Source organism: Thioalkalivibrio sp. ALR17-21 (genome assembly GCF_000420185.1).
GTDB lineage: Bacteria > Pseudomonadota > Gammaproteobacteria > Ectothiorhodospirales > Ectothiorhodospiraceae > Thioalkalivibrio > Thioalkalivibrio halophilus.
The window spans coordinates 197358-211061 of record NZ_ATUL01000001.1; the positions used below are offsets into that span (position 1 = coordinate 197358).

General features: G+C 66.0%; 10 protein-coding genes and 1 riboswitch. Of the genes, 4 read left to right on the forward strand and 6 right to left on the reverse strand.

Features of this window, described 5'->3' with window-relative positions:
* Positions 1-49: 49 nt before the first annotated feature.
* From pyk to tkt, 4 genes are all read right to left on the reverse strand, one after another.
* Complete coding sequence (gene pyk / locus G020_RS0101025; protein WP_024328301.1) at positions 50-1480, reverse strand: pyruvate kinase; 1431 nt, start codon at positions 1478-1480, stop codon at positions 50-52.
* 42 nt (positions 1481-1522) lie between these two features.
* Positions 1523-2701 (reverse strand): phosphoglycerate kinase, encoded by a 1179-nt coding sequence (locus tag G020_RS0101030; RefSeq protein ID WP_024328302.1) that lies wholly within the window; start codon positions 2699-2701, stop codon positions 1523-1525.
* A 131-nt stretch (positions 2702-2832) separates the two neighbouring features.
* Entirely contained in the window at positions 2833-3831 is a 999-nt protein-coding gene (gap, locus tag G020_RS0101035; protein WP_018947549.1) for a type I glyceraldehyde-3-phosphate dehydrogenase, read from the reverse strand.
* Between the two features lie 41 nt (positions 3832-3872).
* On the reverse strand, positions 3873-5873 hold the full coding sequence (tkt, locus tag G020_RS0101040; protein WP_024328303.1) for a transketolase: 2001 nt from the start codon (positions 5871-5873) through the stop codon (positions 3873-3875).
* Between the two features lie 328 nt (positions 5874-6201).
* Between tkt and metK the strand changes: the two genes are divergently transcribed.
* The 4 genes from metK (at position 6202) to G020_RS0101060 (ending at position 10685) form a co-directional block, all read left to right on the forward strand.
* On the forward strand, positions 6202-7371 hold the full coding sequence (gene metK, locus G020_RS0101045; protein WP_018947551.1) for a methionine adenosyltransferase: 1170 nt from the start codon (positions 6202-6204) through the stop codon (positions 7369-7371).
* A 32-nt stretch (positions 7372-7403) separates the two neighbouring features.
* Positions 7404-7480, forward strand: a riboswitch (S-adenosyl-L-homocysteine riboswitch).
* Positions 7481-7499: 19 nt separating this feature from the next.
* On the forward strand, positions 7500-8912 hold the full coding sequence (ahcY, locus tag G020_RS0101050; RefSeq protein WP_024328304.1) for an adenosylhomocysteinase: 1413 nt from the start codon (positions 7500-7502) through the stop codon (positions 8910-8912).
* 94 nt (positions 8913-9006) lie between these two features.
* Positions 9007-9861 carry a methylenetetrahydrofolate reductase [NAD(P)H] gene (metF, locus tag G020_RS0101055; RefSeq protein WP_024328305.1) on the forward strand — a complete coding sequence of 285 codons (855 nt, stop codon included), beginning with the start codon at positions 9007-9009 and terminating at the stop codon, positions 9859-9861.
* A gap of 2 nt (positions 9862-9863) precedes the next feature.
* Entirely contained in the window at positions 9864-10685 is an 822-nt protein-coding gene (locus G020_RS0101060) for a 16S rRNA (uracil(1498)-N(3))-methyltransferase (protein ID WP_024328306.1), read from the forward strand.
* Here G020_RS0101060 and G020_RS0101065 read toward each other — a convergent pair.
* Positions 10653-11186: a hypothetical protein gene (locus G020_RS0101065; protein WP_024328307.1), complete on the reverse strand. Its 534-nt coding sequence runs from the start codon at positions 11184-11186 to the stop codon at positions 10653-10655. The two genes, G020_RS0101060 and G020_RS0101065, sit on opposite strands and share 33 nt — an antisense overlap.
* Before the next feature lie 28 nt (positions 11187-11214).
* Positions 11215-13704 (reverse strand): response regulator (locus tag G020_RS0101070; protein ID WP_029681163.1); only part of this gene is annotated, 2490 nt, incomplete at its 5' end.

Below are 13704 nucleotides of genomic sequence, written 5' to 3' on the forward strand. Positions count from 1 at the left end.
GGGATTCGCACTTCAGGTTGGGAACTGGACGTCCGGGTGACAGCCGCCGTCAGGCGACTTCGCCGGCCCGGACGATTTTCATTGCGTTGGTGCCGCCATGGGCACCCTGCAGGTCGCCCTTGGTGATTATGACCAGCTGGCCATCCTGCACGACCCCCTCGGCCTTGAGCAAGTTGACCGCTTCGCGGTTCAGGCTCTCATGGCTCTCGGGTAGCGAGTCGACATACACCGGGTAAACACCGCGGTACAGGCTCATGCGCCGGCTGGTGTCCATGCGCCGGGTCAGCGCGTAGATCGGGATCCCGGAACTGATCCGCGACATCCACAGCGCGGTGGCGCCGGACTCCGTGAGGGCCGCGATTGCCTGCACGTCCAGGTGGTTGGCGGTATACATGGTGGCCATCGCGATCGCCTCGTCGACGCGCCCGAAGGTGGAGTCCATTCGGTGGTCGGACTGCCGCGCGGCACGCTGGCGCTCGGCGGCTTCGCAGATCCGGTCCATGCTGGAGACCACCCGTCCGGGATAGCGTCCGGTGGCGGTCTCGCCCGACAGCATCACCGCGTCGGTCCCGTCCAGCACCGCGTTGGCCACGTCGAAGACCTCCGCCCGCGTGGGGATCGGATTCTGGATCATGGTCTCCATCATCTGGGTCGCGGTGATGACCAGACGGTTGAGGGCGCGCGCCCGCGAGATCAGGGTCTTCTGCACCCCGGGCAATTCGGCATCGCCGATCTCCACGCCGAGATCCCCGCGCGCGATCATGATCACCTCGGTTGCCGAGATGATTTCGTCGATCACGTCCAGGGCCTCGGAACGCTCGATCTTGGCGCAGATCCCCGCCTCCCAGCCGGCCTCCTTCAACAGGCCGCGGGCAAGGTGGATGTCCTGCGCCGAGCGCGGAAAGGACACAGCCAGGTAGTCCACCTCCAGCTCGGCCGCCAGGCGGATGTCCTCGCGGTCCTTGTCGGTGATCGCCGGGGCGGACAGGCCTCCCCCCTGGCGATTGATGCCTTTATTGTTGGACAGCTCGCCGCCGACCACGACTTCGGTTTCGACCCGGCTGGCCGCGACCGCGGTCACCTTGAGCACGATACGACCATCATCCAGCAGCAGGATGTCATCCGGGCGCACGTCCTTCGGCAGGTCGGTGTAGGTCAGGCCGACCTGGGTGTCGTCACCGTCGTCGCGGCCCAGACCCGCGTCCAGCGCGAACGGTGCGCCTTCTTCCAGGTGCACCTTGCCATTGGCGAAGCGCTCGATGCGGATCTTGGGCCCCTGAAGATCGCCCAGGACGCCGACCACGCGATGGGCACGCTCGGCGGCCGCGCGCAGTCGCTGCACGCGGGCACGGTGGTCATCCGGATCCCCGTGCGAGAAGTTGACGCGCACGACATCGACGCCGGCCTGGATGATGGCATTCATGGCTTCGTCGCTGTCGGTCGCGGGGCCAAGGGTGGCTACGATCTTGGTGCGTCTCACGCGGGGCTCTCCGATGTTGGATGACGTAGCATTCAAGGCCGTTCAGCCCTTCGCCCGCTCCTCGAGCATCGCCACGGCCGGCAGCGTCTTGCCTTCCAGGAACTCGAGGAAGGCACCGCCGCCGGTGGAGATGTAGCTGATGCGCTCGGAGAGATCGTATTTGTCGATTGCCGCCAGTGTGTCGCCGCCGCCGGCAATGGAGAACGCATCGCTTTCCGCGATCGCCTCGCCCAGGGCCCGGGTGCCCGCGGCGAACTGATCGAACTCGAACACGCCCACCGGGCCGTTCCACACGATGGTGCCGGCATTACGCAGGGCTTGTGCGTAGGTGGAGGCGGTGTCCGGACCCACATCGAAGATCATGTCGTCGGCGCCGATCGCGTCCACCGCTTTGGTCTCCGCCGGCGTGCTGTCGGAAAACTCCTTGCCCACGGTGACGTCGGTCGGCACCGGGATCTCGCCGCCCTTGGCGCGCGCGGCTTCCATCAGCCGCTTCGATTCGTCGACCAGATCGGCCTCGTACAGCGAGTTGCCGACATCATGGCCCTGGGCCGCGATGAAGGTGTTGGCGATGCCGCCACCCACGATCAGCTGGTCCACGACCTTGGACAGGGATTCCAGCACGGTCAGCTTGGTCGAGACCTTGGACCCGCCGACGATTGCGACGAGCGGGCGCTTCGGGTTGTCCAGCGCCTTGCTCAGGGCTTCCAGTTCGCGGGCCAGCAGCGGACCGGCGCAGGCCTGCGGCGCGAACTTGCCGGCCCCGTGGGTGGAGGCCTGGGCGCGGTGAGCAGTACCGAAGGCGTCCATCACGTAGACGTCGCACAGTGCGGCGTACTTCTTCGCCAGCGCCTCGTCATCCTTCTTTTCGCCCTTGTTGAAACGGACGTTTTCCAGCATCACCACCTCGCCGGGCTGGATCTCCACCCCGTCGAGATAATCCCGCACCAGACGCACTTCGCGGCCGAGAAGCTGCCCCATGTGCTCGGCGACCGGGGCCAGGGAATCCTCCTCGGAGAATTCGCCCTCGGTGGGCCGGCCCAGGTGCGACATCAGCATCACGCCGGCGCCGCCTTCCAGGGCCTTCTGCACGGTCTCGAGACTCGCGCGGATACGCGCATCGGACGTGACCTTGCCGTCCTTGACGGGGACGTTCAGGTCCTGGCGCACGAGCACGCGGCGACCCTGCAGATCGAGATCGGTCATCTTGGTGACGGACATGGAATACCTCGCGGAAAAGGTTGGAACGAATAAAGTCTTCGGTGCAGCCCCCCTGGCGGGGAGGCTGCGCCCAAGACTCTGGCGGGATGCCGCCGGGAGCGGCGCGCGCCCCGGCGGACTCCCCTCAGGTCTTACCTGGCGACGTGCTCCACCATGCGGAGCATGTTGCAGGTGTAGCCGTACTCGTTGTCGTACCAGGCCACGACCTTCACGAACGTCGGGTCCAGCTGGATGCCGGCGCCGGCATCGAACACCGACGGGGCGGTGTAGCCGCGGAAGTCGGTGGAGACCACCAGGTCTTCGGTGTAGCCCAGCACGCCCTTCAGCTCGCCCTCGGAGGCCTTCTTCATGGCCTCGCAGACGGCCTTGTAGTCGGCTTCGCCGTTGAGCTCGGCGGTCAGGTCCACCACCGAGACGTCGGAGGTCGGCACGCGGAAGGCCATGCCGGTCAGCTTGCCGTTCAGCTCGGTCAGAACCTTGCCCACGGCCTTGGCGGCACCGGTGGAGGACGGGATGATGTTCTCCAGGATGCCGCGGCCGCCGCGCCAGTCCTTCATGGACGGGCCGTCGACGGTCTTCTGCGTGGCGGTGGCGGCGTGCACGGTGGTCATCAGGCCGCGCTTGATGCCCCAGTTGTCGTGCAGGACCTTGGCCACCGGCGCCAGGGCGTTGGTGGTGCAGGAAGCGGCGGAAACCATGTTCTGGCCGCTGTAGTCGCCGTGGTTGACGCCGTAGACGAACATCGGGGTGTCGTCCTTGGACGGGGCGGACATCACGACCTTCTTCGCCCCGGCGTCCAGGTGCTTCTGCGCGGTGTCGGCGGTCAGGAACAGGCCGGTGGACTCGATCACCACGTCGGCGCCGATGTCGCCCCACTTCAGGGCGGACGGATCCTTCTCCGCGGTCAGGCGGATGCGGTTGCCGTTCACGACCAGGTCATTGCCCTCGACGCTGATGTCGCCTTCGAAGCGGCCGTGGACCGAATCGTAGCGCAGCATGTAGGCCAGGTATTCCGGATCCAGCAGGTCATTGATGCCGACCACCTGCAGGTTGGGGAAGTCCTGGGCGATGGCGCGGAAGGCCATGCGCCCGATGCGGCCGAAACCGTTGATACCAACCTTGATAGCCATGGGAGTCTCCTCTTTCAGCTCTTATTGAAAATCGTCGGGGCTCAGCCGTTCAGCACGTCGCGGGCGATCTGCGCGACATTCTCCGGCTTGAAGCCGAAGTAATCGAACAGCGCACCGCCCGGGGCGGATTCGCCGAAGCAGTCCATGCCGAACACCGCGCCGTCCATGCCGGTGAACTTGTACCAGCCCGCGGTGGCGCCGGCCTCCACGGCCACGCGCTTGCGCACGGCGGACGGCAGCACGGATTCGCGGTAGGCCGGATCCTGCTGTTCGAACAGTTCCACGCAGGGCATGGACACGACGCGCGCCTTCTTGCCCTCGCCGGCCAGCGTCTCGGCCGCCTGCACGGCCAGCTCGACCTCGGAACCGGTCGCGATGAAGATCAGATCCGGGGTGCCGTCGCAGTCCTTCAGCACGTAGCCACCGCGCGCGATGTTGGCGAGCTGTTCGCCGTCGCGCTCCATGTGCGGCAGGCCCTGGCGCGACAGGATGAACGCGGACGGGCCGTCGGTGCGCTCGATGCCGGCCTTCCAGGCGACAGCCGTCTCGACCGCGTCACAGGGGCGCCACACGTTCAGGTTGGGGATCAGGCGCAGGCTCGGGGTCTGCTCGATCGGCTGGTGGGTCGGGCCGTCCTCGCCAAGGCCGATGGAATCATGCGTCAGCACGTACATCACGCGCTGCTTCATCAGCGCGGACATGCGGATGCCGTTACGCGCATAGTCCGAGAAGATCAGGAAGGTCCCGCCGTACGGGATGAACCCGCCGTGCAGCGCGATCCCGTTCATGATCGCGGCCATGCCGAACTCGCGCACGCCGTAGTACACGTAGTTGCCCGCGGCGTCTTCCTTGCTGACGCCCTTCGAGCCGCTGTACATGGTCAGGTTGGAGCCGGCCAGGTCGGCGGAGCCGCCCAGCAGTTCCGGCAGGGCCGGGGCGTAGCCACCGATGGTGGCCTGCGACGCCTTGCGCGAGGCGACCTTCTCGGCCTTCTCTACGGTCTGCTTGATGAAGGCATTGGCCTTCTCGCTCCAGTCGGCGGGCAGATCACCGGCCATGCGACGCTCGAACTCGGCCGCCAGCTCCGGATGCGCCTGCTTGTAGGCGGCGAAACGCTCGTTCCATTCGGCTTCGGCCCTGGCACCCTTGTCCTTCGCGTTCCAGCCGGCGTAGATGTCGTCCGGGATCTCGAACGGGCCGTGTTCCCAGCCCAGTTCCTTGCGGGTCAGCGCGACTTCGTCGTCGCCCAGCGCGGCGCCGTGGCACTCTTCCTTGCCGCACTTGTTCGGCGAGCCGAAGCCGATCACGGTGCGGCAGCAGATCAGGGTGGGCTTGCCGGTTTCCTTGCGACCCTGTTCGATCGCGGCCTTGACCGCATCGGCATCATGGCCGTCCACATCGCGCACCACGTGCCAGCCGTAGGCCTCGAAGCGGCCCGGCGTGTCGTCAGTGAACCAGCCCTCGACCTCGCCGTCGATGGAGATGCCGTTGTCATCCCAGAACGCGACCAGCTTGCCCAGGCCCAGGGTGCCGGCCAGCGCGCAGGCCTCGTGCGAGACGCCTTCCATCAGGCAGCCGTCACCGAGGAACACATAGGTATTGTGGTCGACAATCTCGTGCCCGGGCTGGTTGAAATGCGCGGCCATCATCTTCTCGGCCAGCGCCATACCCACGGCATTGGAGACACCCTGGCCCAGCGGGCCGGTGGTGGTCTCGACCCCGGCGGTGTAGCCGTACTCCGGATGGCCGGGGGTCTGCGAATGCAGCTGACGGAACTGCTTGAGCTCGTCCATCGGCAGGTCGTAGCCGGTCAGATGCAGCAGCGAGTACACCAGCATCGAGCCGTGCCCGTTGGACATCACGAAACGGTCGCGGTCGGCCCAGTCCGGGTTCGCCGGGTTGTGCTGCATGTAGTCGTTCCACAGCACCTCGGCGATGTCCGCCATCCCCATCGGGGCCCCCGGGTGACCGGAATTGGCCTTCTGGACCGCGTCCATGGAAAGGGCGCGGATGGCATTGGCAAGCTCTCTACGGGTGGGCATGCGGGTCTCCTGCTCAAGTGATGAAAGATTCTGGCCGGGGCGGGAGCCGGTCTGACGGCTCCGGCGCTGCAGCATCAAGGCGCGCCGGGCGGACCGGACATGGGACGGACGAGGCCGCACAACCCCAGCAACGGCGGAGCATTTTGGCCACTTTCAAGCAGCGGGGCAAGTCGCGCCCTCGCGCGCTTCGGCGGCCGTCACACGGCATGGGGCGGGAGGCCTTCACGAAGGCTTCACCCGGGGGGGCTTAGAAATTCCCGGCGAGTCGCGTTACACTAGCGGTCGTTTTGCGCAAAACTAAATCGAAACGACAGAAAAGGAACGCTTAATGTCCAACTACATCTTCACCTCGGAATCGGTCTCTGCGGGTCACCCCGACAAGATGGCCGACCTGGTCTCCGACACCATCGTCGACGCCATCATCGAGCAGGATCCGCACGCCCGCATCGCGTGTGAAACCGCCACCAAGACCGGCATGGTGATGCTGCTGGGCGAGATCACCACCGGCGCGCAGATCGATTACGAGCGCCTGGTGCGCGAGACCGTCTGCGAGATCGGCTACGACGATTCCCACAAGGGCTTCGACGGCAACACCTGCGCCGTGCTGAACGTGCTGGGCGAGCAGTCCCAGGACATCGCCATGGGCGTGGACCGCGACGTCTCCGACCGCGCCACCCAGGGCGCCGGTGACCAGGGCCTGATGTTCGGCTACGCCGCGCGCGAAACCGATACCCTGATGCCCGCCCCGATCTTCTACGCCCACAAGATGGTGCGCATCCAGTCCGAGCTGATGAAGAGCGGCAAACTGCCGTGGCTGCGCCCGGACGCCAAGAGCCAGGTCTCCCTGCGCTATGAAGACGGCAAGCCGGCCGGCCTGGACGCGGTCGTGCTGTCCACCCAGCACAGCCCGGAGATCTCCCAGAAGGACCTGCAGGAAGCCATCTATGAAGAGATCTTCAAGAAGGTCCTGCCGGCCGAGTGGCTCAGCCAGGTCTCCGATGACCAGATCCACATCAACCCGACCGGCAAGTTCGAAATCGGCGGCCCGGTGGGCGACGCCGGTCTGACCGGTCGCAAGATCATCGTCGACACCTACGGCGGCATGGCCCGCCACGGTGGCGGTGCGTTCTCCGGCAAGGACCCGTCCAAGGTGGACCGCTCCGCTGCTTACGCCGGCCGCTACGTGGCCAAGAACGTCGTCGCCGCCGGCCTGGCCGACAAGTGCGAGATCCAGGTCTCCTACGCCATCGGCGTGGCCGACCCGACCTCGATCACCATCGACACCTTCGGCACCGGCAAGATCGACGACCGTCGCATCGAGACGCTGGTCCGTGACATCTTCGACCTGCGTCCGTGGGGCCTGGTCCAGATGATGGATCTGCTGCGTCCGATCTACAAGGCGACCGCCGCCTACGGGCACTTCGGCCGCGAAGACGTCGACCTCCCCTGGGAGCGCACCGACAAGGCCGAGGAACTCAAGAAGGCCGCCGGACTCTAAGAGAGTCCATATTACGTAAGCGAAACACCCATCCGGCTGAGGAGCGCTGCAGCGGTTCCACCGTCAGGCTCAGCCGGATGTTCCCTGAAGTACACGGCGCTCATCCAGACCAACGGAGAAGTAACACCATGAATGCTGTGATGGATGCCAAGAAAACCGGCGATTACGTCGTCAAGGACATCAACCAGGCCGAGTTCGGCCGCAAGGAAATCGCGATCGCCGAGACCGAAATGCCCGGTCTGATCCAGACTCGCGAAGAGTACGCGGCCTCCCAGCCGCTGAAGGGCGCCAAGATCGCCGGCTCCCTGCACATGACCATCCAGACCGCCGTGCTGATCCAGACCCTGGAAGCGCTGGGTGCCGAGGTCCGCTGGGCCTCCTGCAACATCTACTCCACGCAGGACCACGCTGCCGCGGCCATCGCCGACAACGGCACGCCGGTCTTCGCCGTGAAGGGTGAGACCCTGGAAGAGTACTGGGACTACTGCCACCGCATCTTCGAATTCGACGGCGGTGCCAACATGATCCTGGACGACGGTGGCGACGCGACCCTGCTGCTGCACATCGGCGCCAAGGCCGAGAAAGACCCCTCCGTGCTGGAAAACCCCGAGCACGAAGAGGAAGTGGCCCTGTTCGCCAAGATCAAGGAACGCCTGGCCGAGCAGCCCACCTGGTACTCGGACATGCTGTCCAAGATCCACGGCGTGACCGAAGAGACCACCACCGGCGTGCACCGTCTGTACCAGATGGCGAAGACCGGCGAGCTGGCCTTCCCCGCCATCAACGTCAACGACTCGGTCACCAAGTCCAAGTTCGACAACCTGTACGGCTGCCGCGAGTCCACCGTGGACTCCATCAAGCGCGCCACCGACGTGATGATCGCGGGCAAGATCTCCGTGGTCGCCGGCTACGGTGACGTCGGCAAGGGTGCCGCCCAGTCGCTGCGTGGTCTCGGCTCCACCGTGTGGGTCACCGAAATCGACCCGATCTGCGCCCTGCAGGCCGCGATGGAAGGCTTCCGCGTCGTGACCATGGACGAAGCCGCCGACAAGGCCGACATCTTCATCACCGCCACGGGCAACAAGGACGTGATCACCGAAGATCACATGACCCGGATGAAGGATCAGGCCATCGTCTGCAACATCGGCCACTTCGACTCCGAGATCGACGTCGCCTCGATGCGCAAGTACGAGTGGGACAACATCAAGCCGCAGGTTGACCACATCATCCTGCCGAACGGCAACCGCATCCTGATGCTGGCCGAAGGCCGTCTGGTGAACCTGGGCTGCGGCACGGGCCACCCGTCCTTCGTGATGTCCAACTCGTTCACCAACCAGACGCTGGCGCAGATCGAGCTCTGGAACAAGGGCTCGGAGTACGACAAGCAGGTCTACATCCTGCCGAAGCATCTGGACGAGAAGGTCGCGAACCTGCACCTGAAGAAGCTGGGCGCGAACCTGACGCGCCTGACCGACGACCAGGCCAAGTACCTGGGCATGTCGGTGGATGGTCCGTTCAAGCCGGAACACTACCGCTACTGATCGGCCAGCCTCACATTAGTCAACTGACTGTGTGACAGCCCGGGCGGGCCGCATACTCGTGCGGTCCGCCTTCTTTTTGTCTGGAGGACAAGCAATGAGCAATCAGGAACGCGTCTTCAGCGTTGAATTCTTCCCGCCCAAGGACGAGGCCGGCGCCGAACGTCTGGCCAAGGCCCGCAAACGTCTGGGCGCCCTCAAGCCCGAGTTCTACTCGGTGACCTTCGGCGCCGGCGGTTCGACCCGCGACCGCACTCTCGAGACGGTCAAGGACATCATCAACAACGACGGCATCCCGGCGGCCCCGCACGTCTCCTGCATTTCGTCCACCAAGGACGAACTGCGCGACCTGCTGAACGCCTATCGGGACATTGGTGTGGACCGCATCGTGGCCCTGCGTGGCGACCTGCCGTCCGGTACCAGGCATTCCGGTGGCGATTTCCGCTACGCATCGGAGCTGGTGGAGTTCGTGCGTGCCGAATTCGGTAACCAGTTCAAGATCGAGGTGGCGGCCTATCCGGAGTTCCATCCGCAGGCCCCCAGCGCCGAGAAGGATCTGGACAACTTCAAGACCAAGGTGGATGCCGGCGCCGACACCGCCATCACCCAGTATTTCTACAACGTGGACGCCTATGTCGCGTTCATGGAACGGGTGCAAGCGATGGGGATCACCATCCCGATCATTCCGGGAATCATGCCGATCACCAACTACACCCAGATCGTGCGCTTCTCCGAGATGTGCGGTGCCGAAATCCCGCGCTACATCCGCAAGCGGATGGAGGCGTATGGCGACGACAAGGACTCGATCCGCAAGTTCGGCATCGAGCAGGCCACCCGCCTGACCGACGATCTGCTGGAAAAGGGCGCCCCCGGCATCCACTTCTATTCGATGAACCAGGCCGGCCCGACCGAACAGATCTGGAAGGACCTGGACCTCGACAGCCGTCGCTGACCATGCGCTGCCCCCGTCTGCTGATCGAGAACGCCGATCTGGCGGCGGGGCTGCGTTTGCCGGCCCCGGAGGATCGACTGCATTACGCCACCCGGGTTCTCCGGCTGAAGGACGGCGCCGCGTGCCGTCTGTTTGACGGCCGCGGCAATGAATTCGACGCCCGCCTGGAGACCGCCGGTCGCCGGGCGGGCGTTTTTCATCTGGGGGAACGCGCCGCCGAACCGACCACCCCGCGCTTCCCGATCACCCTTCTCCAGGGCATCGCGCGTGGCGATCACATGGATCTTGCGCTGCAGAAGGCCGTGGAACTGGGCGTTTCGCGTATCCGGCCGGTTCTGTGCGAGCGCAGCCGTTCGGCTGGTGGTCACAAGGGCCTGGACCGGCGCCAGAGTCACTGGCAGGGCGTCATTGCGGCGGCTGCGGAGCAGTGCGGACGGAACGAACTGCCGGTGCTGGAAGCGCTCTGCAAGCCCGACGAGATACGGCCCGGCGAGGCCCCGGAATCCGGGGGTGGCGACCTTGCCCTGCTGGCCGATGAGGCCGGGGTGCCGCTCTCCCGGGCCGTTGCATCAAACGACGCCTCCGGGCCCGACAGCGCCAGCCTCCTGGTGGGTCCGGAAGGGGGGCTGACGGATGCGGAGCGCGCCCTCGCGCGGGACAGGGGGTTCCTTCCGGTCCGCACCGGGCCGCGCACCCTGCGGACCGAAACCGCGGCCATGGCGATGCTGACCCTGGTTCAGTGGCGCTTCGGCGATCTCGAGCCGGCTGACGCGGACGGTTGGCGCGGCCCTTCAGCCCGCAGGCGTATCCGCTGTAGTCGCTGAACCGGCCGCCCGCTCTCGCGCGCCACCTTGCGGCAGCTCCCGCAGACGGGCTTCGATCGTATCCAGCCGCAACAGGTGCGTGGTCACGCCCGATGCCTTGACCCGCCACGACCAGGGTGTGGTCTCCACCCCTTCCAGAGCGAAGATGTTCTGCGGCGTGACACGCACCGGGTGCGGTGTCCCCCTGACCTCCAGCGCGTAGTACGGGAGCGACTCCGGCTCGTCCGCGCCCTGCAGGACGAGAAGACGGGTGAACCGGCGATGATCCTCGCCGGTGTCACGCGCCGGATCCAGCAGGTGGTTGACGTTGATCACCGGGATCTGCAGCTCCTTCCAGGTCAGGGGCGCCGCCAGCCACGGCAGTTCGGCCGACACCTCGTCTTCCTCAAGGCTGGAACCGGGTCGCGTGGTGACCTCCAGGAGCGCACTGCGCGGCAGCAGGATCGAGCCTGCTTCCAGCTGGACGATCACCGCCTCGACGCGATCTTCGCTTTCGCTCATCGTTCTCCTCCGCGACCGGTGACCCGGGTCATGCCGGGGCCCCTTCCAGCTGATGCTCGATCTCGCTGAGCAGGTCGTTTTCGAGGTAAGGCTTCCCGAGATAGCCGTTCACGCCCAGGCGCATGGCCCGCTCGCGGTGCTTCGATCCGCTGCGCGAGGTGATCATGATGATCGGTACGTCGCGGAACTCGGGATGTTCGCGCACATGAGCGGCGAACTCGAAACCGTCCATCCGCGGCATCTCCACGTCCAGCAGGATCAGATGCGGCCGGCGCTCGTCCAGGAGCGTCACCGCATCGAGGCCGTCGCGCGCGGTCACTACCTCGTAGCCCCTGCGGGTCAACAGACGCGCGGTCACCTTGCGAATGGTGATCGAGTCGTCGACCACCATGATGCGTGTCGCGGCGCTTTCGGGCTCGACGGCCTCGGCCTCGGCGGCGGTCGCCACGGTTGCGAACCGCATAAGCATGCTCAGATCCAGGATCAGCATCACCGAGCCGTCACCCTGCAGCGTGGCCCCGGCCACACCGGGGATCCGGCTCAGCACCGGACCGACCGACTTGACCACCACCTCCTGGCTGCCCGCCAGGCCATCCACGCGCAGCGCGACCTTCTGCTCGTCCGCACGTACCAGCAGCAGCGGGAAAGGCTCCTCCGGCAACGGGTGAACCCCGGCCTGGGTCTCGATGCAAAGGATCTCGCCCAGTGAATGCAGGGCGTATTCCTGGCCCACATAGCTGTAGGTCGGTGCCGCGCCGGAGTCGTCGATCTCCTCGCGCCGCGCGCGCACCACGCCCTCGACCGAGGCCATCGGAACCGCAAAGGTCTCCTCCCCAACCTGCACCAATAACGACTGGCTGATCGCCAGCGTGAACGGGAGCCGCAAAGTAAACCGCGATCCGGAACCCGGGATGGAATCGATGTCCAGCGTTCCGCCGAGCTGCTTGACCTCCGCGTTGACCACATCCATGCCCACACCGCGCCCGGCCACATGGTTCACCGAGGCCGCGGTCGAGAATCCGGATTGCAGGATCAGCTGCAGGGCCTGATTGTCGCTCAGTTCCGCCTCCGGCGTGATGACTCCGCGGTCGATGGCCTTGGCCCGCACGACCTCGGCATCGATGCCGCCACCATCATCGGCAACCTCCATCCGGATCTCGCTGCCGGCCTGCTCCAGGCTTACCGTGATGTGGCCTTCCCGCGGCTTTCCACGTTCTTCCCGTTCGTCGGGCGTTTCGATGCCGTGCGCCACCGCATTGCGCAGCAAGTGTTCCAGCGGGGCCACCAGGCGCTCCAGCAGGGCACGGTCGAGCTCGGAATCCTGGCCGACGAAATCCACCCGGACCTCGCGCTGCAGGTCGTCGGCCGCCGCGCGCACCACGCGCCGCAGGCGTGGCGCCATGCGCGCGAACCGGACCATGCGCTGCCGCATCAACTGGTCCTGCAGCTCGGTACCCACGCGTTTTTCCTGCACCAGCACGCCGCCGGCGGTCCGGAGCTCGTCGTCCACCTCCTGCTTCAGGCTGTCGAGGTCGCTCACACTCTCCGCCAGCGCGCGCGAAAGTTGCTGAATCCCGGAGTAGCGATCCATCTCCAGCGGATCGAAATCCACCTGCTCCTCGCCGGTTTCCTGTTCCACCCGGAACAGCACCTGCGCCTCGGTTTCGATCTCGAGCTTGCGCAGCTGTTCGCGCACCCGCGTGATGGTCCGGTCCAGTTCCTCGATCTGATTCTCGACCCGTCCGACCGTTTGCTCGAAACGCCGATGGAACGTCGCCAGTTCGCCGGCATTGTTCACCAGGCTGTCGAGGACCTCCGCGTCCATCCGCACCTGGTCCTGCAGCTTGCGGCTACCCGTTTCGGCATCTGCGGCCCGGGTTGCGGCCTCCCCGTCCGCCGGCGCCTCGCTCGGCTCGCCTTCGGCGGTCTCCTCCCCGGTCTGCTCCGCGCCGTCACCATCGGCTTCTTCTTCCAGCGTCCAGCGCCTCAGGACCGCCAGTTCCCGGCTTTCGTTTTCATCCGTCTGCCACGGTCCGACGCCGCGTTCGACCAGACCCTGAACTTCCACCAGGGCCTTCTCCGCCGCGTCGAAGAACGACGGACGGGGGTCCTGGCCCGCTTCGGTCTCGATCCCCAGGGTGGTTTCCAGAGCGTGGGCAATCGCGCCCACCACCGTGAAGCCCGCCATCCGGGCGCTTCCCTTCAGGGTGTGCACCTCGCGCTGGAAGGCTTCCTGGTCCGGTCCGGGCCGGCCGCCGGCCTCGCGCCAGGCCGCCAGGGTATGGAACGCCTGCTCGAGAATGTCATGGGCCTCCTCGATGAAGACCTCGCCGAACTCCGGATCAATCTCGTCTTCCGCCGGCGGGGGCGCTGCGGCGCCGGGTACCGACTCGGACTCGGACTCGGACTCGGGCTCGGACTCGGGCTCGGGCTCCGGCTCTGGCTCTGGCTCCGGCTCTGGCTCTGGCTCCGGCTCTGGCTCTGGCTCTGGCTCTGGCTCTGGCTCTGGCTCTGGCTC

Excerpts from the sequence above, each read along its gene's own strand:
- G020_RS0101030 (WP_024328302.1), bottom strand. The coding sequence starts at position 2,701 with ATGTCCGTCACCAAGATGACCGATCTCGATCTGCAGGGTCGCCGCGTG.
- gap (WP_018947549.1), bottom strand. The coding sequence starts at position 3,831 with ATGGCTATCAAGGTTGGTATCAACGGTTTCGGCCGCATCGGGCGCATG.
- tkt (WP_024328303.1), bottom strand. The coding sequence starts at position 5,873 with ATGCCCACCCGTAGAGAGCTTGCCAATGCCATCCGCGCCCTTTCCATG.
- metK (WP_018947551.1), top strand. The coding sequence starts at position 6,202 with ATGTCCAACTACATCTTCACCTCGGAATCGGTCTCTGCGGGTCACCCC.
- ahcY (WP_024328304.1), top strand. The coding sequence starts at position 7,500 with ATGAATGCTGTGATGGATGCCAAGAAAACCGGCGATTACGTCGTCAAG.
- metF (WP_024328305.1), top strand. The coding sequence starts at position 9,007 with ATGAGCAATCAGGAACGCGTCTTCAGCGTTGAATTCTTCCCGCCCAAG.
- G020_RS0101060 (WP_024328306.1), top strand. The coding sequence starts at position 9,864 with ATGCGCTGCCCCCGTCTGCTGATCGAGAACGCCGATCTGGCGGCGGGG.
- G020_RS0101065 (WP_024328307.1), bottom strand. The coding sequence starts at position 11,186 with ATGAGCGAAAGCGAAGATCGCGTCGAGGCGGTGATCGTCCAGCTGGAA.